The 21,176-nt window shown below is 68.8% G+C and carries 18 protein-coding genes, 1 tRNA gene and 1 pseudogene; 4 read left to right on the top strand and 16 right to left on the bottom strand.

The window, feature by feature from the left end:
* Window positions 1–84: 84 nt before the first annotated feature.
* The 4 genes from HGB44_RS13405 to ctaC all read right to left on the bottom strand — a co-directional run bounded on the left by HGB44_RS13405 (window position 85) and on the right by ctaC (window position 4,732).
* Entirely contained in the window at window positions 85–1,383 is a 1,299-nt protein-coding gene (locus HGB44_RS13405; RefSeq protein ID WP_061080951.1) for a L,D-transpeptidase, read from the bottom strand.
* 224 nt (window positions 1,384–1,607) lie between these two features.
* Complete coding sequence (locus HGB44_RS13400) at window positions 1,608–2,033, bottom strand: cytochrome c oxidase subunit 4 (protein WP_061080952.1); 426 nt, start codon at window positions 2,031–2,033, stop codon at window positions 1,608–1,610.
* A 6-nt stretch (window positions 2,034–2,039) separates the two neighbouring features.
* Window positions 2,040–3,713, bottom strand: coding sequence for an aa3-type cytochrome oxidase subunit I (gene ctaD, locus HGB44_RS13395; RefSeq protein ID WP_168444013.1), 1,674 nt, complete (start codon window positions 3,711–3,713; stop codon window positions 2,040–2,042).
* On the bottom strand, window positions 3,710–4,732 hold the full coding sequence (ctaC, locus tag HGB44_RS13390; RefSeq protein WP_449289537.1) for an aa3-type cytochrome oxidase subunit II: 1,023 nt from the start codon (window positions 4,730–4,732) through the stop codon (window positions 3,710–3,712). Before ctaC ends, ctaD begins: the two co-directional genes overlap by 4 nt.
* A gap of 415 nt (window positions 4,733–5,147) precedes the next feature.
* On the opposite strand from ctaC, the gene HGB44_RS13385 reads away from it, so the two are divergent.
* Complete coding sequence (locus tag HGB44_RS13385; RefSeq protein ID WP_061083031.1) at window positions 5,148–5,396, top strand: sulfurtransferase TusA family protein; 249 nt, start codon at window positions 5,148–5,150, stop codon at window positions 5,394–5,396.
* 287 nt (window positions 5,397–5,683) lie between these two features.
* On the opposite strand, the gene rpsD is transcribed toward HGB44_RS13385, so the two are convergent.
* From rpsD to HGB44_RS13345, 8 genes are all read right to left on the bottom strand, one after another.
* Window positions 5,684–6,295, bottom strand: a complete 612-nt coding sequence (gene rpsD / locus HGB44_RS13380) for a 30S ribosomal protein S4 (RefSeq protein ID WP_061083030.1) — start codon at window positions 6,293–6,295, stop codon at window positions 5,684–5,686.
* 334 nt (window positions 6,296–6,629) lie between these two features.
* Entirely contained in the window at window positions 6,630–7,601 is a 972-nt protein-coding gene (locus HGB44_RS13375; protein WP_061083029.1) for a carbohydrate kinase family protein, read from the bottom strand.
* 356 nt (window positions 7,602–7,957) lie between these two features.
* Entirely contained in the window at window positions 7,958–8,305 is a 348-nt protein-coding gene (locus tag HGB44_RS13370) for a HesB/IscA family protein (RefSeq protein ID WP_013154170.1), read from the bottom strand.
* A 375-nt stretch (window positions 8,306–8,680) separates the two neighbouring features.
* Window positions 8,681–9,550: an ABC transporter ATP-binding protein gene (locus HGB44_RS13365; RefSeq protein WP_061083028.1), complete on the bottom strand. Its 870-nt coding sequence runs from the start codon at window positions 9,548–9,550 to the stop codon at window positions 8,681–8,683.
* Complete coding sequence (locus tag HGB44_RS13360) at window positions 9,543–10,421, bottom strand: ABC transporter ATP-binding protein (protein ID WP_061083027.1); 879 nt, start codon at window positions 10,419–10,421, stop codon at window positions 9,543–9,545. The genes HGB44_RS13365 and HGB44_RS13360 overlap by 8 nt, the downstream gene beginning before the upstream one ends.
* A complete protein-coding gene (locus HGB44_RS13355) occupies window positions 10,411–11,400 on the bottom strand; it encodes a branched-chain amino acid ABC transporter permease (protein WP_061083026.1) in 990 nt (329 codons plus the stop codon). The genes HGB44_RS13360 and HGB44_RS13355 overlap by 11 nt, the downstream gene beginning before the upstream one ends.
* An 11-nt stretch (window positions 11,401–11,411) precedes the next feature.
* A complete protein-coding gene (locus HGB44_RS13350; RefSeq protein ID WP_061083025.1) occupies window positions 11,412–12,965 on the bottom strand; it encodes a branched-chain amino acid ABC transporter permease in 1,554 nt (517 codons plus the stop codon).
* A 400-nt stretch (window positions 12,966–13,365) separates the two neighbouring features.
* A complete protein-coding gene (locus tag HGB44_RS13345; RefSeq protein ID WP_061083024.1) occupies window positions 13,366–13,932 on the bottom strand; it encodes an ANTAR domain-containing response regulator in 567 nt (188 codons plus the stop codon).
* A 162-nt stretch (window positions 13,933–14,094) separates the two neighbouring features.
* On the opposite strand from HGB44_RS13345, the gene HGB44_RS13340 reads away from it, so the two are divergent.
* The 3 genes from HGB44_RS13340 (at window position 14,095) to HGB44_RS13330 (ending at window position 16,275) form a co-directional block, all read left to right on the top strand.
* A tRNA-Leu gene (locus tag HGB44_RS13340) sits at window positions 14,095–14,168 on the top strand.
* Between the two features lie 110 nt (window positions 14,169–14,278).
* Complete coding sequence (locus tag HGB44_RS13335; protein WP_061083023.1) at window positions 14,279–15,073, top strand: helix-turn-helix domain-containing protein; 795 nt, start codon at window positions 14,279–14,281, stop codon at window positions 15,071–15,073.
* Window positions 15,074–15,282: 209 nt separating this feature from the next.
* Complete coding sequence (locus tag HGB44_RS13330) at window positions 15,283–16,275, top strand: DUF1266 domain-containing protein (protein ID WP_061083022.1); 993 nt, start codon at window positions 15,283–15,285, stop codon at window positions 16,273–16,275.
* Between the two features lie 123 nt (window positions 16,276–16,398).
* Here HGB44_RS13330 and pyk read toward each other — a convergent pair whose 3' ends face one another.
* The 4 genes and pseudogenes from pyk to HGB44_RS13310 all read right to left on the bottom strand — a co-directional run bounded on the left by pyk (window position 16,399) and on the right by HGB44_RS13310 (window position 21,163).
* On the bottom strand, window positions 16,399–17,832 hold the full coding sequence (gene pyk, locus HGB44_RS13325) for a pyruvate kinase (protein WP_061083021.1): 1,434 nt from the start codon (window positions 17,830–17,832) through the stop codon (window positions 16,399–16,401).
* Window positions 17,833–18,090: 258 nt separating this feature from the next.
* Complete coding sequence (locus tag HGB44_RS13320; RefSeq protein WP_061083033.1) at window positions 18,091–18,990, bottom strand: hypothetical protein; 900 nt, start codon at window positions 18,988–18,990, stop codon at window positions 18,091–18,093.
* A gap of 198 nt (window positions 18,991–19,188) precedes the next feature.
* Window positions 19,189–19,431: pseudogene (locus HGB44_RS13315) on the bottom strand (DUF2784 domain-containing protein); the annotation flags it as partial.
* A 277-nt stretch (window positions 19,432–19,708) separates the two neighbouring features.
* Window positions 19,709–21,163: a glutamate synthase subunit beta gene (locus tag HGB44_RS13310; protein WP_061083020.1), complete on the bottom strand. Its 1,455-nt coding sequence runs from the start codon at window positions 21,161–21,163 to the stop codon at window positions 19,709–19,711.
* Window positions 21,164–21,176 lie beyond the last annotated feature (13 nt).

Below are 21,176 nucleotides of genomic sequence, written 5' to 3'. Positions count from 1 at the left end.
CCGCGGCGGGCCCGCCGGGCCGCCACTCCCACGTGCGGCCCGGGACATCAGGCGTCACACCGGCAGCGTCCGCGACCGGCTCAGCTAGTTCTCCTCGCCGTGCACGGAACCGGGGACGCCCGACCCGTCGGTCACCTGCGGCTCACCGGTGGCGCTGTTGGACAGCCACTCGTCCCAGGACCTCTGCCAAAAGCCCCACCCGTTGTCCCACTCCAGCTCCCGGTCGGTCCCGGTGGTCTCCAGGACGTCGCCCATCAGGGAGTTCTCGTAGAACCAGCGGGCGTCCTCCACCGACATGTTCGTGCAGCCGTTGGAGGTGTCGGCCGACCCGATCCGGTTGTTCCAGGGGGCGGCGTGGGCGAACTCGCCGCTGTTGGAGGTGCGCACCGCCCAGTCCACGTCGAGCTTGTAGTAGTCGGGCGAGTCCTCGGGGATACCCAGGGTGGCCGCGTCCATGACCAGGGACTCGTACTTCTCCATGGTCAGGTGCGTCCCCGAGGTGGTGGTGTTCAGCCGCTTGGAGGCCTCGCCGTTGCTCACGGGGATGGTGCGCGCCGCCTCGCCGTCGATCTCCACCAGCATCTCGTGGTCGGGCACGTGCATGGTGGCGACCAGCTCGCGGCCGACCTCGAACTCCAGGCGGTGGTTCCCGACCCCGTAGACGCCCTCGGAGGCCTCCACCCCCGACAGGCGCATGTCCACGCTGACCTGCTGGTGGGGCTCCCAGTACTCACGGGGCCGAAACACCGCGGTCTTGTCGCCGACCCAGTTCCAGGCGCCCTCCACCTCCTGCTCGGAGGTCACCTCCATGGAGTTCTCCACCTGGGCCTTGTTGGTCACCGGCAGGTCGAAGTTGACGATGACCGGCATGCCCACGCCCACGGTGTCGCCGGAGGCCGGGAAGTTCGAGGCCAGTTCGAGGCGCCGCCCGGGTACGGCCGCCTCGGTGGAGAACCCCACGACGGCCTCGGAGGCCTGCCCCGCGTCGTCCTCGGCGGTGGCGCGGACGGTGACCGCCGAGCCCGGGTCCAGGTTCCAGTCGCTCACCCACCGGGTGCCGTCCTCGCTCAGGGTGCCGGTGAACTCCCACTGCCCGGCGTCCCCTGCCGCCCCGGCATCCCCGCCCTGTTCCCCGGAGGGGACCTGTTCGACGCGGACGCCGGTGAGCGAACCCTCCTCCACCGACACCCGCACCGGGGTGTCGGGGGCGACGGAGGAGGCCCCCTCCTCGGGGGTGACGGTGATCCGCGGCCCCGTCTCGGCCTCCTCGCTGGGAGCCGCCGCGGGCTCCTGCTGGGCGGGGCCGGTGCAGGCCGACGCGGCGAGCGCGACCGCGACGGCGGCCGCCGCCAGACCGCGGGGTGCGCAAACTCGTCCCTTCACGCCAAGGACCTCCAGCGTCCGTTGCGACGGGACCTCGGCGCGCGGGGCGCACCCGTGTCCGCGGTGCCCTGTCGGATCAGGTCAAGTGCACGGAAACCCTACCCAGGCGAACAGTCATGTCACACAGGACACCGTTTTCCGGGCAGTGACAAGAAAGACGGCCGGACGCGTCCCGGGGACGCGTCCGGCCGTCGGGCGGGGGCCGCGGCGCGGCGGCCCTCCCCCTAGTGCTGGAACTCGTTGCGGTAGTACTCGAAGATCCAACCGATGGCGGTGAGGATGATGGCGAAGGCGCCGATGAACACCATCCACCAGCCGATCGCCACGCCCACCGCGGTGAACGCCACGGCCAGCGCCACCCACAGCGGCCACGAGCTGTGCGGGCTGAAAAAGCCGTACTCGCCGGAGTTCTCGGAGATCTCCCCGTCCAGCCGCTCCTCCGCGGGAAGCCCGTGGAAGTGCTCGCTGCGGCGGGCCGCCTGCCAGAGCCAGAAGCCGATCATCCAACCGAAGCCGATGGAGACCACCAGGGCGGTGGTGCCCGTCCACTCGATCGCGCCGGTGTCCTGCCAGGACCAGTACACGTACAGGGCGGCGGCCAGACCGAAGAAGGTCGAGACGCCCATGAACAGATAGGCCTGCGTCTTCATTGCGCCCTACTCCTTCGTGACGCCCACCGGGACGGCGCCCGGGGCCGCGGCGTGCGGGTGGTTCAGGTCGAACGCGGGACGCTCGGAACGGATCCGCGGCAGCGACGTGAAGTTGTGCCGCGGCGGCGGGCAGGACGTCGCCCACTCCAGCGAGCAGCCGTAGCCCCACGGGTCGTCCACGGTGACCAGCGGCGCCTTCTTGGAGGTGATGTAGACGTTCCAGAAGAAGATCAGCGTCGAGGCCGCCAGCACGAACGAGGAGACCGAGGAGATCTGGTTGAGCTCGGTGAACCCGTCGGTGGGCAGGTAGTCGGCGTAGCGGCGCGGGAAGCCCGCGGCGCCCAGCCAGTGCTGCACCAGGAACGTGCCGTGGAAGCCCAGGAACAGCAGCCAGAAGTGGAACTTGCCCAGCTTCTCGTTGAGCATCTTTCCGGTGAACTTGGGCCACCAGAAGTAGAAGCCCGCGAACATCGCGAACACCACCGTGCCGAACACCACGTAGTGGAAGTGGGCCACCACGAAGTAGGAGTCGGTGACGTGGAAGTCGATCGGCGGGGAGGCCAGCAGCACACCGGTCAGACCGCCGAACAGGAAGGTCACCAGGAACCCGATGACGAAGAGCATCGGCGTCTCGAAGGTGATCTGGCCCCGCCACATGGTGCCGATCCAGTTGAAGAACTTCACGCCGGTCGGGACCGCGATGAGGAAGCTCATGAACGAGAAGAACGGCAGCAGGACCGCGCCGGTCGGGAACATGTGGTGCGCCCACACGGTGACCGACAGGCCGGTGATGGCGATGGTCGCCGCGACCAGGCTCTTGTAGCCGAAGATCGGCTTGCGGCTGAACACCGGGATGATCTCGGTCACGATGCCGAAGAACGGCAGCGCGATGATGTACACCTCGGGGTGGCCGAAGAACCAGAACAGGTGCTGCCACAGGATGGCGCCGCCGTGCTCGGCGTTGAACACCTGGGTGCCGACCATGCGGTCCGCGCCCAGCGCGATCAGGGCCGCGGTCAGGACCGGGAACGCGATGAGCACCAGCACGCTGGTGAGCAGGGTGTTCCAGGTGAAGATCGGCATGCGGAACATCGTCATGCCGGGCGCGCGCATGCACAGGCCGGTGGTGATGAAGTTGACCGCGCCCAGGATGGTGCCCAGACCCGAGACCACCAGGCCCAGGATCCACAGGTCACCGCCCAGGCCCGGCGAACGCACCGCGTCCGACAGGGGCGTGTAGGCGAACCAGCCGAAGCTGGCCGCGCCGCCCGGGGTAAGGAACCCGCTGATGGCGATGAGGCTGCCGAACAGGAACAGGTAGTAGCTGAACAGGTTCATCCTCGGGAACGCCACGTCGGGCGAACCGATCTGCAACGGCATGATCACGTTGGAGAACCCGACGAACAGCGGCGTCGCGAACATCAGCAGCATGATCGTGCCGTGCATGGTGAACAGCTGGTTGAACTGCTCGTTGGACATCGCCTGCATGCCCGGGAAGAACAGCTCGACGCGCATGAGCACCGCGAGCAGACCACCGAAGAGGAAGAACACGAACGAGGTGATCAGGTACATGTACCCGATGACCTTGTGGTCGGTGGACGTCATCCATTTGACGATCATCGACCCCTTGCGTGACGGTACCTGACCGCCCGCGGGAACGGGGTTTGGTGTGGTGCTCATGACTGCTCATTCTCCTCGGCGTCGGCCCCGCCGGAACCGGTGTCCTGCTCGTCGGTACCGGAGCCCTCGGCCTCGGAGCCGCCGCTGCCGGTGCCCTCCTCGTCGGTGCCGGCGCCCTCGGCGCCCGCGCCCTCGGCGCCGGAGCCCTCACCGGAGGCCGGCTGGTCACCGGTCTCGGCGGCCTCGAGCTCGGCCTCCTCGGCGGCCTGCTGCTGCTCGGCGGCCCAGGCGTCGTACTCGTCCTGGGGCAGGACCTCGACGTTGAAGAGCATGCGGGCGTGGTCGACACCGCACAGCTCGGCGCAGCGGCCGACGTAGTCGCCCGCGGTGCCCTCGTTGATGTCGGCCTGGAAGGCGTTGTCCCGGCCGGGGATGACGTCCATCTTGAAACCGAACTCGGGGATCCAGAACGAGTGGATGACGTCCGGCGAGTGCAGGTCGAAGTGGACGGTCGCGCCCTCGGGCAGCACCAGGGTCGTCTGGGTGGAGGGGTCGGCGCTGCCGTCCGGGTTGGGGATACCCGTCTCGGAGAAGAGCACCTCCCCGCCGTTCTCCTTCTTGTCGTCGAGGTAGTTGAACTGCCAGGCCCATTGGAAGGCCACGACCTCGATGTTGACGTCCGCCGGCTCGTCGGTGTCGAGCAGGATCGCCTGGTCCCGGGCGGTGAAGAAGAACAGCACCGAGATGATGACGATCGGCAGCACGGTGTAGAGCGCTTCGATGGGCATGTTGTACCGCACCTGCGGCGGCAACTGCTCAGAGCGCTTGCGGTGGAAGATGACCGACCAGACGATCAGCCCCCACACGAGAATGCCGACCGCGAAAGCCGCCACCCAGGAGCCCTGCCAGAGCGAGAGAACACGCTCGGCCTGGTTGGTGATCGGCTCCGGCATGCCCAAACGAGTGAGATCGTTCGACGCGCAGCCGGTCGCGGCCAGCCCCAGCACGGCGAGCGCGGCGCCGCGTGGTGCCCATCGGCGCAGGTTGCGGCGCCGATTCTCTTGGCGGGTCGGACTCACGGATTGCCTTCCCAGCGGTGTAGCCCGTGGAACCTCCACGGGCGGCCTAAGTATCCAAAGCTTTTCAGGGGGAAACATTATCGCGAACCGCCCAGCGCCCAGTTCAGGGGCTTGCCTGGTCAGCGTGTTGCCGACGCCCCCCGAGCGGAGCTCGCGGCGGTACGTGGAGCCGGGCCCGTTCGCCCGCGGAGGATATCCTCCCGGCTGGCTACGGAGCGCGGCCCGGCGTTCCCCCGGGCCCTCTTCCTTTCTTCGATCGCGTCCCCTCCGCCTCTCGGGGGCGGCGCGGACGTTTCACGAGGAGAGAACAAGGTGAGCGTATCGCTGGGTTTACGACGCCCTTAACCGGGTTCGCCTTAGGGGCGGGACCAGGTCAGGATGGGCGTCAGCAGACGACGACACACGGGGGTTTTCCGTGCCCGAGTACCCGCCCCGGCCTCCCCTGGTCACCGTGGAGGCTGTGGGCCGCAAGTGCCCCATCCCGATCATCATGCTCGCCGCCAGACTGCACGAGGTGCCCATAGGCGCGGTCATCGCGGTCACCGCGGACGATCCCGCCGCCAGCGCGGACATCCCCGCCTGGTGCCGGATGAAGATGCACGAGTTCGTCGTGGAGCGGCCCCTGGCGCGGGGCAGCGCCTTCCACGTCCGACGCATGTACTGACCCGCTCCGGAGCCCGGCGGCCGCCCGCCGCCCCAGGGGCGGGAGAAAGGGGACACGGGGGTGAAGCGGAGGGTTTAGAGGAGGACCGAAAACCCCGTAACAGGAGGGCTCGGGAGTTCCGGTTCCGGTGCGATAACGATTCACGCCCCGCCGAATCCTGGGCGTGGCGTGTTCCACACCGACCCAGGACACGGCGAGGCCGCGCGGACCCTGTCCGCGCGGCCTGCCTGCTCCGCATCGGCCGCCCCCCAGGGAGGAGGCGACCGCGCACCCGGCTCGGCGGGTGGCTAGCGGGCGTAGAACTCCACGACCAGCTGCTCGTCGAAGGGCACCGGGATCTGCTCACGCTTGGGGCGGTCGACGACCGCGATGCGCAGGTCCTTGTGGCTCACGGCGAGGAATCCGGCGATCTTGTCGTCGGCGTGGACACCCTCGGTGGCCTCGACGAACGGCACCATGTTGCGGGACTTCTCCCGAACACTGATGATCTGACCCGGCTTGACCTGGTACGACGGGATGTCGACCTTCTTGCCGTCCACGGTGATGTGACCGTGGTTGACGAACTGGCGCGCGGCGTAGATCGAGGCGGCCAGACCGGCGCGCAGCACGACCGTGGCCAGACGCAGCTCCAGCTCGGCGAGCATCTCCTCACCGGTACGCCCCGGGCGCTTCTTCGCGCTCTCGTAGACGCGCAGCATCTGCTTCTCGGTCAGGTCGTAGTACCAGCGCACCTTCTGCTTCTCCGCCTGGCGGACCGCGTAGTCGCTGCTGTTGCGGCGGACGCGGCGGCCGTGCTCGCCGGGCGGGTAGGGACGCTTCTCGAAGTAGCTGACCGCCTTACGGGTCAGCGGAGTGCCGGCGCGCCGGGACAACCGCACCTTCGGTCCGGTGTAGCGCATGCAATGTCCTTTCCGGATGAATCCGGGGAATCCCAGGTAAGGCTGGCCTAGATCTGGGAGGCGCTCAACGCGCCCGGGCCCGCGTGGGCGTGCCGGAGCACACGCAGCGGGACAGGTTCCCCACCGTCGCGGCGACCCGGCGCGGACGGCTTGGGCTGGGTAACCGGCACGCGTTTCAGCGCACCGGCGGGCACGGGGCTCCCCGTGCGGGACACCGGCTCCCAGGGAGCGGCGGCCGTGCGGGGCGCGGCCCGGTCCGACAGGCGGACACGGGTCGTGCGGGTCGCGGCTACCCACTCTACGGGCTCGCGGACACCACCCCGACCCGTTCCGGCTACACGAAGGGCGCGACCTCGGCCGAGACCCCGGCGCCGTAGGACTCCTCCAGACGCGCCAGGAGGGACGCCCCGGTCAGCGTGTACTCCTGCGGCCCGTCGGCCTCCAGGCAGTGCACAGCGGTCGCGTTGCCCACCTGGGCGGCCCGCTCCAGGGACAGCCCCCAGGAGTGCGCGGCCAGGAAACCCGCGCGGAACGCGTCCCCCATACCCGTGGGGTCGACCAGCTCCCCCACCGCCGCGGCCGGGACGTGCACGCTCGGCTCGCCCCCGCGGTCGATACGCGCCCCCTTGGCCCCCAGCGTGGTGACACGGGTACCCACCCGCTCCAGGACGTCGGCGTCGGACCAGCCGGTCTTCTGCTCGGCCAGCGCCTTCTCGTACTCGTTCGTGAACAGGAAGGTCGCGCCCTCGATCAGGCCCCGCACCTCGGGCCCCTCCATCCGCGCCAACTGCTGGGAGGGGTCGGCGGCGAAGGCGATACCGCGCGTACGGCACTCCTCGCTGTGACGCACCATCGCGGCCGGGTCGTCCGCCCCGATCAGCACCAGGTCCAGCCCGCCCAGGCGGTCCGCGATCGGCTGGAGCTCGATGTTGCGGGCCTCGGCCATGGCCCCGGCGTAGAAGGACGCGATCTGGTTCTGGTCCCGGTCCGTGGTGCAGATGAACCGGGCGGTGTGGCGCAGCTCGGAGATGTAGACCGCGGAGGTGTCCACACCGTGGCGGTCCAGCCAGGCGCGGTAGTCCTCGAAGTCGGCCCCGGCCGCACCCACCAGCACCGGGCTGAGGCCGAACCCGCCCATGCCGAAGCAGATGTTGGCCGCGACGCCGCCGCGCCGGACGTCCAGCTCGTCGATCAGGAAGGACAGCGACAACTGCTGGATCTGGTCGGGGATGATCTGTTCCGCGAAGCGCCCCTCGAAGGACATCAGGTGGTCGGTGGCGATGGATCCGGCAACCGCGATACGCACGGGACGAAGACTCCTTGGTCGGGAGGTGTCGGTCTGCTGACCGGACGGGGGCTGCGGGCATGGCAGAGGACGTGCCCGGTTCGGACTGCCCCAGGTTAGTGCAGTGCGCCCGCGGCGCCGTGGACACCCGCTCGCGGCCGCCCGCTTCCCCGGCGCCCCGGCGGGCACGACAGCACCCCGCGCACGGCGAGGGGGAGGGCGGCACGAACCGCCCTCCCCCGAAAACCGCGTCCCCGGTCCACCGGAGTCCTGAGCCCCGGCCCGACCGACGGCACCCCAGAACACGTCACGTCCTGGGTCGCGTTCCCCGCGACACCCCGGGCCCACCGGCCCGGAAGCCTCCCGGGGGACACCCCCTAGTTGAAGGAGTCACCGCAGGCGCAGGAGCCGGTGGCGTTGGGGTTGTCGATGGTGAACCCCTGCTTCTCGATGGTGTCGACGAAGTCGATCGTGGCGCCGATCAGGTAGGGGGAGCTCATCCGGTCGGTGACGACCTCCACACCACCGAAGTCGCTGACCACGTCGCCGTCGAGCTCGCGCTCGTCGAAGTAGAGCTGGTAACGCAGCCCCGAGCAACCACCGGGCTGAACGGCCACGCGAAGACGCAGGTCGTCCCGCCCCTCCTGCTCAAGGAGCGCCCTGACCTTGCTGGACGCCTCGTCGGTGAGGATGATGCCCTCGGTGGTCTCGCTCTGAACCGTCATGCTGGAAAGCTCCTCTGGAAAGGGGTAGCGGCTGGCCGGCGACCCCCTTGGTCGCGTCTGGACCGGCCCGCCGCGGCGGGTCCCGTCCTCTTCAACGGTTCTCAACGCCCGACACCGGTACCGCATTCCTGCGCACCGGCGGACACGGGCGTCACAGCGCCGCTGTGTTCTCCCCCGCCCCCGCCCGCACTGCGGACGGGGCCGCGGCCGGGCACGGACGTGCCCGTCCCCCCAGGGTAATTTGTCCCGACCCGGGACGCCATCTCCCGGCCGGCCTGTGCACGAAGCCACCCGCCCCCGCGACACGCACCGGCGGCGCCCCGCACAGAAGCGGGGGCGGAGCCCGCCACGGACCCCGCCCCCTCCCCCGACGCCTCAGCCCTTGGCCAGCGTCCCCAGGTACAGCTCGATCACGTTGGGATCGTTCAACAGGTCCGCACCCGTACCGGTGTAGGCGTTACGCCCCTGGTCCAACACGTAGCCGCGGTCACAGATCTGGAGGCAGCGACGCGCGTTCTGCTCCACCATGACCACCGACACACCCGTCCGGTTGACCTCCTTGACCCGCTGGAAGACCTCCTCCTGGTAGATCGGCGACAGACCCGCGGTCGGCTCGTCCAACAACAGCACCGACGGCTCCATCATCAGCGCACGCCCCATGGCCACCATCTGGCGCTCACCGCCCGACAACGACCCCGCCTTGGCCCTGCGCCGGTCCGCCAGCAGAGGGAACAGCTCCGCCACCGCCGCGAACCGCTTCGTGAACGACCGCGGCCGCAGGAACGCCCCCATCTGGAGGTTCTCCTCGATGGTCAGCGACGGGAACACGTTCTGCGTCTGCGGAACGTAACCCACCCCCCGCTCCACCAGGCTGTGCGCCGGCAGACCCGCGATGTCGGCCCCCCGCAGCGTCAGAGCGCCCTCACGCACCGGGATCAGCCCGAACACCGTCTTGATCAGCGTGGACTTACCCGCCCCGTTCGGGCCGATGATCGCCACGACCTCGCCCTCGGACAGCGTCAGGGTGCACCCGTTGAGGATGTTCACCCCCGGCACGTACCCCGCCACCAGCTCACTGGCCAACAGCAGGTAGTCCTCCGGACCACCCACCGGCGCCGCCCCGCCGGCGCGCTCCAGGACCTCCTCACGGTGCTCCTGCACGGCGGCCGCCTCCCCGGCCTCCACCGGGACCTCGTCCGAAACCTTCGCCACCTTCTCCGGACTCGGCTTCGCGCTCTCAGTCATCACCACTCCCCGGGGCCTCGGCCGTCTCCTCCTGGGCGCCCAGGTAGGCGTCGATCACCTGCTGGTTGGACCGGATGTCCGAAGGACGGCCCTCCGCGATCACCTGACCCTGCGCGAGCACCACGATCCAGTCGCTGATGCCCATGATCACGTCCATGTCGTGCTCCACGAAGAGCACCGTCTTGCCCTCGTCGCGCAACGACGTGATGTGCCCCAGCAACGACTGCACCAGCGCCGGGTTCACCCCCGCCATCGGCTCGTCCAGCATGATCATGGTCGGATCGGTCATCAGCGAACGCGCCATCTCCAACAGCTTGCGCTGACCGCCCGAGAGCGAACCCGCCATGTCGTCGCGCTTGTCGATGAGCTTGAACCGCTCCAACAGGTCCAGCGCGCGGCGCGTGTTCTCCTTCTCCTGCCCTTGCCACACCGGCCGCAGGAACGCACCCGCCATCCGCTCACCGAACTGGCCCGGCGCGCCCAACAGCATGTTGTCCAACACCGTCATCCGGGTCAGCGCCTTGGTCAGCTGGAAGGTCCGCACCATCCCCGCACGCGCCACCTGGTGACCGCGCCTGCCGTTGATCGGCTTCCCCTGGAAGGTCCAACGCCCCCCGTCCACCCGGTCGAAACCGGTCAACAGGTTGAACAGCGTCGACTTACCCGCACCGTTCGGACCGATCAACGCCGTGATCGTCCCCCGCTGCACCTGCAGATGACCCACGTCCACCGCGGTCAGACCGCCGAAGGAACGGCGCACACCGTCCGCCACCAGGATCGGGTCCGGCTTCGCCGAACCCGGCACCGGCTCCGCACCGGCCACGCGGTCGACCCCGGACCCGACGCCGCCGCCCACCTTGTCACTTGACATTGATCAGCATCTCCTTGCGGTCGCCGATGAGACCCTGCGGCCGGAAGACGATCAGCAACACCAGCAGCAGACCCACGAAGGCCAGCTGGATCGCACCGTAGTCCGGACCGTCCAGGAACGGCAGCCACCCCATCGAGCCGAAACCCTGGAGCACACCGTCGGTGAAGTTCATCAGGAACCAGAACACCATCGCGCCCAGCACCGGACCGAACACCCGACCGGCACCACCCAGCAGCAGGATCACCCACAGGAAGAACGTCACCTGCGGCTTGAACTGGTCCGGCTGGATCGACGCCTGGTACACGGCCAGCATGCACCCCGCCAGGGCACCCACCAGACCGCCCAGCACCAGCGCCTGCATCTTGTACGCGAACACGTTCTTGCCCAGACTGCGGACCGCGTCCTCGTCCTCCCGGATGCCCTTGATGACACGCCCCCACGGGCTGTGCATCAGCATCCACGTCAGCCCGGCCATCAACAGCACCAGACCCCACGTCACCACCAGGACCCACAGGTGGTTCCCGTTGTAGGACAACGCCCCGAAGCCGTAGCGCTCACCCCCGTCGAACGGGTTGATCGCGCGAAAGTCCGACGCCAGGTTCTGCAACCCGTAGACACCGCCGGTCAGCGGCTCGGCGAAACCCGCCCGGTACACCAGACGGATCACCTCCGCCGCCGCGATCGTCGTGATCGCCAGATAGTCCGAGCGCAACCGCAGCGTCGGGATACCCAGCAACAGGGCCATCACGAACGCACACAGCAGGCCCACACCGAAACCCACCACCAACGGCAGGTCGAACACCGCCACACTGACGCCCACGCCGTAGGCGCCCACCAGCATGAACCCCACCTGGCCGAAGTTCAGCAGCCCGGTGTAACCGAAGTGGAAGTTGAGTCCGATCGCGGCGAGCGCGTAGATCGCCGCGATCGGGCCGAGCGCCGATCGGGTGGACTCGGCGAGGATCGAAAGGATATCCATCGTCTTCTCTCCTAGCCGACCCGCTCACGCCGACCGAGCAGGCCCTGGGGCCTGACCAGCAGCATGAGGATCATCAGCGCCAGAGCCCATGCCTGCATGAGCTGGGACGGGAACCACAGGGTGGACAACATCGCCACCAGGCCGACCGCCAGGCCGCCGACCATCGCACCGTAGGCCGTGCCGAGACCGCCGAGGATCACCGCGGCGAACATCATCAGCAGCAGACGGAAGCCCATCTCGTACTCGACCACCTGGTTGAGCCCGTAGAGCACACCGCCCAGAGCGGCCAGACCGCCACCGAGCCCCCACACGTACAGCGTGACCCGGTCCACGTCGATACCCGACGACTCCGCCAGGTCCCGGTTGTCGGACACCGCGCGCATCGCCTTGCCGATCCGGGTGAACTGCAACAGACAGGCCACCCCCACCAGCACCACGATCGCCACCGCCATGACCACCAGGTCGCGCGGCGGCATCGACACCGGCCCCAGACGCACCATCTCCTGGAGCTGGAAGCCCGCGTAACGCTCCCGACCGGCCCCGAAGAGCACCAGGATCACGTGCCGCACGACCAGCGCCAGACCGATCGAGACGATGAACATCTGGATCATCGCCACGTTGCGGTGCCGCAGCGGACGCCAGATGTAGCGCTCCATCGACCCGCCCAGCACCGCGCCCATCAGGACCGCGACCACCGCCGCCAACCACAGCGGCACACTCCAGCCGACCGCGTCCCCCATCACACCGAGAACCGTCGCCAACGCGATACCCGCGAAGATCGACAGCCACTGCGCGACGACCAGCGCCGTCCGCGACAACCTGGTCTCCAGGAAGGCACCGATCAGCACCGCCGCGCCCAGCCCCAGGAAGAGCGCCAGCAGCGCGTTGCCCATACCCGCGGCACCCGTGCTGAAGAGCAGCGCGATCATCGCACCGAAGGTGACCAGGTCACCGTGGGCGAAGTTGATCAGCTTCGTGGTGCCGAAGATCAGCGAGAGCCCGATCGCGGAGACCGCGATGACCAGGCCGAACAGCAGACCCGCAGCGGTGAGCTGGATCGCCCGGTCCGCGAAGGAGCCACCGGCGTCGGTGTTGGGCGCCAACGACTCCTCGTCGGCCGCCTCCCCGCCGGAGTCCTCGGTTTCCTCCTCCGAGGGCGAGGCCGACTCCTCACCGGCCGCGCCCGCCGCCTCCAGGGCGACGATCAGCGGCCGCTGGTCGTCCGCCTCGACCTCCACCTCGGTCTCTCCGTCGACGAAGAGGGCCTCGATCACCGCGAACTCCTCGGGGACGGACTCCTGGTCCACCACCACGCGGTAGGTGCCCGGTCCGGGCAGGCCCACTTCCCACATTCCTTCAGAGTCGGTCTCCGCCGCCCCGACCTCGTCCTCGCCGTCGTAGACCGTGATCATGATGCCTTCGACACCCTGGTCCCGGTTCTCCGGATGGAGGATCTGACCGTGCAGCGCTTCACCGCCCTGTTCGTCTGCCGTCGCCGCTGGCCCCGGGATCACCAGGATGGCGGTGATCAGGGCGAGCAACACGGTCACAAGACGTGTGCGCACGCGCGCTCCTTGCGCATCTGAGGGTGGCGGTGGCGAATGCGCGCACGCGCCACCGCTGTCCTTTGCTGTTCGGTGCGGTGAGTTTAGCCCGATTTAGGCAAGTTGTTCAGATGCGCTAATGCCACGTGACCCAACCGTCATCCCATCGTGTGCAAACGAGACCAAACTGGTACACCTGGCACATTGACCCTGAACATCTGTCTCGTTTCCACCGCGTTAAACGCCTGAACTGCATAGTTTCTCCACACCCGGCGTACCGGAGTGATCACGAGGAGCCGGGAGGAGAAAGCGCGGGCGGAGACGACGAAGGGGGGCCGCACCCGGTCGGGTGCGGCCTCCCTTGTCCAACCTGTTCAGTCCGGCTGGCGCGGACGCGTAAGCGCCGCTTACCGGCGGCGGCTCACTGCTTGCCGCCCAGGGTCTCCACGACCGTCTCGGCGACCCTGCGCATGGTGAGCCGCCGGTCCATCGAGTTCTTCTGGATCCAGCGGAACGCCTCGGGCTCACTCATCCCGTGGCGGCTCTGGAGCAGACCCTTGGCCTGTTCGACCAGCTTGCGGGTCTCCAACCGCTCCTGGAGGCTGGAGACCTCCGACTCCAGCGCGGACAGCTCCGCGTAGCGCGAGGTGGCCATCTCGATGGCGGGCACGAGGTCGGCCTTGTTGAACGGCTTGACCAGGTACGCCATGGCCCCGGCCTCGCGCGCCCGCTCGACCAGCTCCCGCTGGGAGAAGGCGGTCAGGATCACCACCGGGGCGATGCGCTCGGCGGCGATGCGCTCGGCGGCCGAGAGGCCGTCGAGCACGGGCATCTTGATGTCGGTGATCACCAGGTCGGGCTTGAGCTTCTGGGCAAGGCGGATCACGGTCTCACCGTCACCGGCCTCGCCCACGACGGCGTAGCCGTCCTCCTCAAGCATCTCCTTGAGGTCCAGGCGGATCAGGGCCTCGTCTTCCGCGATCACCACACGGCTCTGCGTCCTCGTCACGTACACGAGGTTACCGAGATCAGCTAGGATGCTGGACGTCGGGACGGGCATGCGCGTCAATCGTGATACCACTGTTGACGGAGCAACCCCGACCGAACAGGTAGACGAACACCAGCCAGGATGTCCGTTTCACCCAAAAAAGCCCTGATACCCCAATCGGCAGAGGGAAATAGCTCAAACCTATTACAGTGTGGGTTCGAGTCCCACTCAGGGCACAACACCCCAGAGCCGCCCCATTCGGGCGGCTCTCTTCATTTAGGGCATATCAACCCACGGTAGTCACACCATCGACGGAATGTCACAGGCATGAGCAACTATTCCTGTCATGTACTCACGTGACGTAGTAGACGAAACCTTCCGCCTCAAAGCCCTGGGCCTGACCGACAAAGCCATCGCGGCACAGTGCGGCGTCTCCGTGCAGGCGATCAGGCACTGGCGCTACGGCAACAGGCGTGCGCCCGCGACAGAGGGAAGGCGCCGAGACCGGACGACCTACTGCCCCAAGTGCCACAACGCGCGTCTTGATGACAACGCCTATGCCTACCTACTGGGGCTCTACCTCGGAGACGGTCACATCACCGCCTCAAGGCACGGGGTGTACGTTCTCTGGATCTTTTGCGACAACAAGTACCCGGGACTGATGGACCTCTGCGGCGATGCCATGCAGAAGGTGTTCCCGATCACCTCTTTCCGTGCCAGCCGCGGCGAGGGGTGCACGGCTGTCAAAGCCGCCTCCAAACACTGGCTCTGCCTGTTCCCCCAGCACGGACCGGGCCACAAGCACTCCAGGAGGATCGCCCTGGAAACCTGGCAGCAGGAAGTCGTCGACCACCACCCTGAGCTGTTCGTCCGGGGCCTGGTTCACTCCGACGGATGCCGTGCCCTCAACCGGATACGCAAGAGGGGCAGGAGGGACGAGTACTACGAGTACCCGCGCTACCACTTCTCCAACACGTCGCAGGACATCGTGGACCTCTTCACGTCGTCCCTGGAGCGGCTCGGCATTCCCTGGACGAGCCACATCCAGCGCCAGCCCCCGTTCAAGGACAAGACCGCCATCTCAGTGTCGCGGAAGGAGGCCGTGGCGCGTATGGACGCCTTCATCGGGCCGAAGTACTGAGGGACCGGACAGACGGGCCAGAACCTGCGTAACTACCCAGCCGGTACCGCCCTAAATAGGCCCTTTGTCACTTTATGCCGGGGCAACACGGCGGAACCGGTCACATCACGGCCACAACCTGAGTACAACCCGTGAGTTCGGTCGCCTACTCGGGCGCGCGTCCTTGATCCTGGAGTTCCAGAAGCGAGTTCTCAGGAGAGGAGCAGCGGGTGCTGACCGCGGTGGCCGGGATCGTCGGCGCACTGGTTATCGGCGCCTGGGTGGTGGTGGCGTGGGGTTCCCAGCGCCGCCAGCCGTGGCTGCTGACCCCCGTCGCGCTGCTCATCGTCCTTCTCGTGGCCGTCGGCCAGCCGGGTTGGGCGTTCGTGCCCGTCGTGGCGCTGGTCGCCGGTTCCTTCGCTGAGCTGGTGGTGGGCTCGCGCGAGTCCCCCGCCCTGCGCACCAAGGACCCCGACGCGCCGTTGAGCACGGAGCGCTGGGCGGCGGCCGTGGCGGCGCCGTTCCGGGTGGCGCTGGCCGAGCCGTGGGACGTGGTCGCCCGGCCGTCGCTGCGCCGTCCCTACCAGCGGATGCTGGAGCGCCAGTGGGGGGTGACCGACCGGGAGTCTCTGCTGGAGGCGGTGGACGCCCTGTTGGAGGAGCTGCGCACGGGTCCGAAGCTGGATCTGGTGGTGGATCTGAGCGCGGGGGTGGCCAGGTCGCGTCTGCCGCGTGAGCGGGGCGGGCAGGTGACGGGGGCGCACGTGCGGCTGGGTGAGGAGCAGGTGGCGCGGTTGCGCGCGGTCACGGGGGTGGCCGAGGCGGACGAGACGGTGCTCATCGGGGCCTACCAGTGGTGGAAGTCGGTGCACGTGATCCGGCTGGTGTGCGGGGGTGCGTCGTTGGACTGGTTGAGTCCGGTGGAGACGCAGACGCTGTTGCGTCGGGTGGCCTCGGATCTTCAGCGGCGGTACGCGTCGTGGCAGCAGTTGTCGATGGCTTTCCACGCGGGTTACCTGTTGTGGCCGGAGAAGGGTGTGGAGGGCGACCACGGCGGGACGGACCGGGTGTGGGCGGCGCTGGGTCTGCTGACGGAGGACGAGCGCAGTCCGTGGAACCTGTTGCCGTGGGACATGCCGTTGGAGCGTGTGCTGCCCGAGGGCGGGGCGGCGGCGACCGGGTCGGAGTCGCGGGGGGATGTGCGCGGGGAGTCGGCGGCCTGAGGTGGTGCGGCGGGGCCGCACCTGGTCCTGACCCGGTGGGCGGCGCGGCTCATACGCCGTGTCCTCCGGGCCGGACCTGATGCGGCACGTCGGGGGCGCCCTGTGCGGGGCGCCCGGGTCTCCCTACTGCGCCGCGAGGGCGACGGCGTCGCCGAGGCGGTGGACGCGCAGGGAGTTGGTGGAACCGGTGGTTCCGGGCGGGCTGCCCGCGACGATGACGATCTTGTCGCCCTTGTGGTAGTCGCCGAGTTGGAGGAGTTCGGCCTCCACCTGGCGGACCATGTCGTCGGTGTTGTCGACCCAGGGCACGAGGTTGCTCTCGACTCCCCAGGTGAGGGAGAGCACGCCGCGGGTGGTCTCCTCGGTGGTGAAGGCCATCAGCGGGATGGGTGAGCGGTAGCGGGCCAGGCGTCGGGCGGTCTCACCGGACATGGTGAAGGCGACCAGGGCCTTGGCTCCGACGGTGGCGCCGATCTCGGCGGCGGCGCGGGCGATGGCTCCGCCGGTGGTCTCGGGTACCCGGTTGAGGATGTGCGAGGCGCGCAGGGACTCCTGCTCGGCGGCGCTGACGATGCGGGCCATGGTCTCGACGGTCTCGACGGGGTACTTGCCGACGCTGGTCTCTCCGGAGAGCATGACGGCGTCGGCGCCGTCGAGGACGGCGTTGGCGACGTCGGAGGCCTCGGCGCGGGTGGGCCGGGGTGATCCGATCATGGATTCGAGCATCTGGGTGGCGACGATGACCGGTTTGGCCTTGTCGCGGCAGCGTTCGACGGCGCGTTTTTGCACCATGGGGACGTTCTCGAGGGGGAGTTCGACGCCGAGGTCGCCGCGGGCGACCATGACTCCGTCGAAGACCTCGATGATGTCCTGGAGCCGTTCGACGGCCTGGGGCTTCTCGACCTTGGCGATGAGGGGGACGGTGATGCCCTCCTCGTCCATGATGCGGTGGCACTCCTCGGCGTCGGCGGGGCTGCGGACGAAGGAGAGGGCGACCATGTCGACGCCCTGGTGGAGGGCCCAGCGCAGGTCCGCCTCGTCCTTTTCGGTGAGTGCGGGGACGCTGACGGCGACGCCGGGGAGGTTGAGTCCCTTGTGGTTGGAGACGGTGCCGCCGACGATGACGCGGGTGTGGACGTCGGTGCTGGTGGTCTTGGTGCACTCCAGCGCGATGCGGCCGTCGTCGATGAGGACGCGGTCGCCGGGGCGGACGTCCGCCGGGAGTCCCTTGTAGGTGGTGGAGACGCGGTGGGCGTCGCCCGGGACGTCGTCGGTGGTGATGGTGAACTCGTCGCCGACGTTGAGGTCGACGGGGCCGTCGGCGAAGGTGCCGACGCGGATCTTGGGCCCTTGGAGGTCGGCGAGGACGCCGACTGCTCGTTGTGCGGCCTCAGCGGCGCCTCGCAGGTTGGCGAGGTTGGCCCTGTGGTCGTCGTGGGTTCCGTGGCTGAGGTTGAGTCGGGCGACGTCCAGTCCGGCTTCGACGAGCTTGCGGAGGACTTCCGGGCTCGAGGTGGCGGGACCGAGGGTCGCGACGATTTTTGCTCGACGTGTCACGCATAACACTCTAGAGCGTCTGGAGGATGGAGTGGTCTAAACCAGGTTGCGAATGGACGTATGTGGGGCTGCGGGAAGTCGAACGGCGGGCACCCTGGGTGAGGGTTCGCTGCGGTGGGTGGGGTTGTGGGCTTGGGCTGGTGGGTGGGGGTGTGGGATTGTGCCGGATCGCGCGGGGGTGCGGGGCCCGGCCCTGGCGGGCCCGGTGTCCGCCGGGTTCGGTGGGGGCCGGGTTCGGTGGGGGCCGGGTTCGGTGTGTCAGCTGTCGCGGCGGCGGGGCGGGAGGGAGCACTGGACGCGGCCGTAGGCGCACAGGATGCGCAGGCGTTGGACGGTGCGCATGCCTTCGCGTTCGAGGGTGGCGGCGGTGTCCCAGTGCTGCCAGGTGGCGTCCCAGCCGCCGTCGGGTCGTTGGGTCTGTTCGAAGAAGTCGAGGTTGCGTTGGATCTCGGCGTCGGTGAACAGGGGTCGGGCGATGTGGTCGGGGTGGGTGGCGAGGTCGAGTGCGGTGTGGGCGTGTCGGCGCGGGTTGGGTTGGGGGTCGGTGTCGATGACGGCGCGGATCATGGGGTGGAGCCGGCTGGTGGTGCGTAGGGCGCGGTCGCGGTCGGGGACGTGTTGGAGGAAGGCGCAGATGCCGATGGCCTGGTGCGGGTCGGTCCAGTGCAGGGCGTTGATGTGCTTCCAGCAGTAGGCGGTGGCGTTGTCGCGCCAGGTGTGGCTGATGTTGTGTTTGTGGAGGTATCCGGCGAGGAGTGCGGTGAGGCCGAGGTCGCTGGTGAAGTCGTGGTGCTGTCGCCACCAGGGGGCGGATTCGGTGTGGCGGACGTTGGGTCGTACGCAGGGCAGGCCGCCGTCGGGGTTGGTGACGGTGGTGAGGTAGCGGCAGATGCCGGTGCCGAGGCTGGTGGGGATGGGGCCGAGGTCGTCGAGGTAGCGCAGGGCGAGTTCGGTGGCGGCGGGTTGGCTGGTGTGTCCGCGCAGGTCGGGGTCGAGTCCGTTGCCGTAGCCGCCGTCGAGGTTGCGGTAGGCGGAGAGTGCTGAGCGGATGGGTTCGGTGGGTCCGCCCTGGAAGAGGTGGGCGAAGCGGAGCCGGTCGATGAGCCGGGCGTTTCGCATGGTGAAGTGTTCTGCGGCGCGAAGGGATTCCCAGGTCACAACGGTCATGTCTTCGACGGTACGTCCGTGTCCGGGGCGGGGAAATGGTCGGTGGCCCAATCCATTCGCGATCTTTACGCGCGGTCCGGGGTGGTGTTGCGCGTGCGTCTTCGGGTGAGGACGACGGGTGAGGACGAGGAGTCCGGCCCAGGAGGCGAGGACGGCGAGGGCGACGGCGAGTTGTGCGGTGAGCAGGTGTTCGGCGGGGTAGACGATGCCGGTGAGGTAGTGGTCGATGAAGCCTTCCGGGGGGAGTCCTTGTTGTCCGGCGCGTCGGCGGGCCCAGTTCTCGACGTGGGTGAGGGGGCAGGGCCAGCCGATGAGGGTGATGGCGAGTCCGTAGAGGGCGCAGCCGAGGTGGATCCAGAGGGTGCGGGGCCACTTCCAGGCGAGGAATCCGCCGAGGGCGAGGTAGGCGAGGAAGGCCAGGTGCACGACCATGGCGGTGTCGGCGATGAGCCGGTAGGTCATCGTCTGGCCTCCTGGCCGTGCTGTGTGGTGGGTCCTGCTGGTTTCCAGTATCGGCGTCGTTTCTGGGCGGGTCCAGGGGGTGTTAGCGGTTGTGGGTTCTTCTGGTGGGAACCCGGATGACCTCTCGTGTGGCGCTGTCCGGCTCCGGCGGTCGGGGGCGGGCCGCGGGACCCGGGGGTGGACACGACGACGCGCCGGGTGCGGAGGTCTCCCTCCGCGCCCGGCGCGCGTGTGTGCCTGGTGGTGACTAGACCAGCGGTCGTGCGGTCGGCGGGATGGTGACCGGCAGTGCGCTGTCGTCGGTGAGGTAGCGGTCCACTCCGGCGGCGGCGGAGCGGCCCTCGGCGATGGCCCAGACGATGAGCGACTGGCCGCGGCCCATGTCCCCGGCGCAGAAGACGCCGTCGACGGTGGTGCGGTAGTCGGCGTCGCGGACGACGTTGCCGCGTCCGTCCAGCTCCACGCCGAGCTGGTCGAGCAGGCCCTCCTTCTGGGGTCCGACGAAGCCCATGGCGAGGGTGACGAGTTCGGCGGGGATCTCGCGTTCGGTGCCCTCGACGGGTTCGAAGCCCTTGTCGGTGCGCTTGACCTCGACGAGTTTGAGGGCGCGGACCTGGCCGTTGTCGTCGCCGAGGAACTCGACGGTGTTGACGGCGTAGATCCGCTTGCCGCCCTCCTCGTGGGCGCTGGTGACCTTGTAGAGCATGGGCATGGTCGGCCAGGGCTGGTTGTCGGGCCGCGTGGCGGGCGGCTTGGGCATGATCTCCAGCTGGGTGACCGACGCGGCGCCCTGGCGGTGGGCGGTGCCGACGCAGTCGGCGCCGGTGTCGCCGCCGCCGATGACGACGACGTGTTTGCCCTGGGCGCTGATGGCGGGCGTGTCGTAGTCGCCCTCCTGCACCCGGTTGGCCAGGGGCAGGTACTCCATGGCCTGGTGGATGCCGCCGAGTTCGCGGCCCTTGGCGGGCAGGTCGCGCCAGGCGGTGGCGCCGCCGCTGATGACGACGGCGTCGTGGTCGGCGCGCAGCCGCTCGGCGGTGATGTCGACGCCGACGTCGACTCCGGCGCGGAAGGTGGTGCCCTCGGCGCTCATCTGGGCGAGGCGGCGGTCGATGTGCCGCTTCTCCATCTTGAACTCGGGGATGCCGTAGCGCAGGAGGCCGCCGATGCGGTCGGCGCGCTCGTAGACGGTGACGTCGTGTCCGGCCCGGGTGAGCTGTTGGGCGGCGGCGAGTCCGGCGGGGCCGGAGCCGACGACGGCGACCTTCTTGCCGGTGCGGGTGGTGGGGGGCAGGGGCTTGACCCAGCCCTCCTCCCACGCGCGGTCGATGATGGAGACCTCGACGTTCTTGATGGTGACGGCGGGCTGGTTGATGCCGAGCACGCATGCGGACTCGCACGGGGCGGGGCAGAGCCTGCCGGTGAACTCCGGGAAGTTGTTGGTGGCGTGCAGGCGTTCGATCGCCTCGGCCCAGTCGTGGGTGTGGACGAGGTGGTTCCACTCGGGGATGAGGTTGCCGAGCGGGCAGCCGTTGTGGCAGAAGGGGATGCCGCAGTCCATGCAGCGCGAGGCCTGCTTGGTGACGGTTCCCCGGTCGAAGTCCTCGTAGACCTCGCGCCAGTCCTGGATGCGCACGTCGACGGGTCGGTGCTTGGGGAGCTCTCGCTCGGTGGTCTTCAGGAAGCCCTTGGGGTCGGCCATGTGCCTTCCTCCT

It is taken from the genome of Nocardiopsis alborubida (genome assembly GCF_012396365.1).
GTDB lineage: Bacteria > Actinomycetota > Actinomycetes > Streptosporangiales > Streptosporangiaceae > Nocardiopsis > Nocardiopsis alborubida.
The sequence above is the reverse complement of the archived record's forward strand: the minus strand, read 5'-3'. Positions and strand labels throughout refer to the sequence as shown.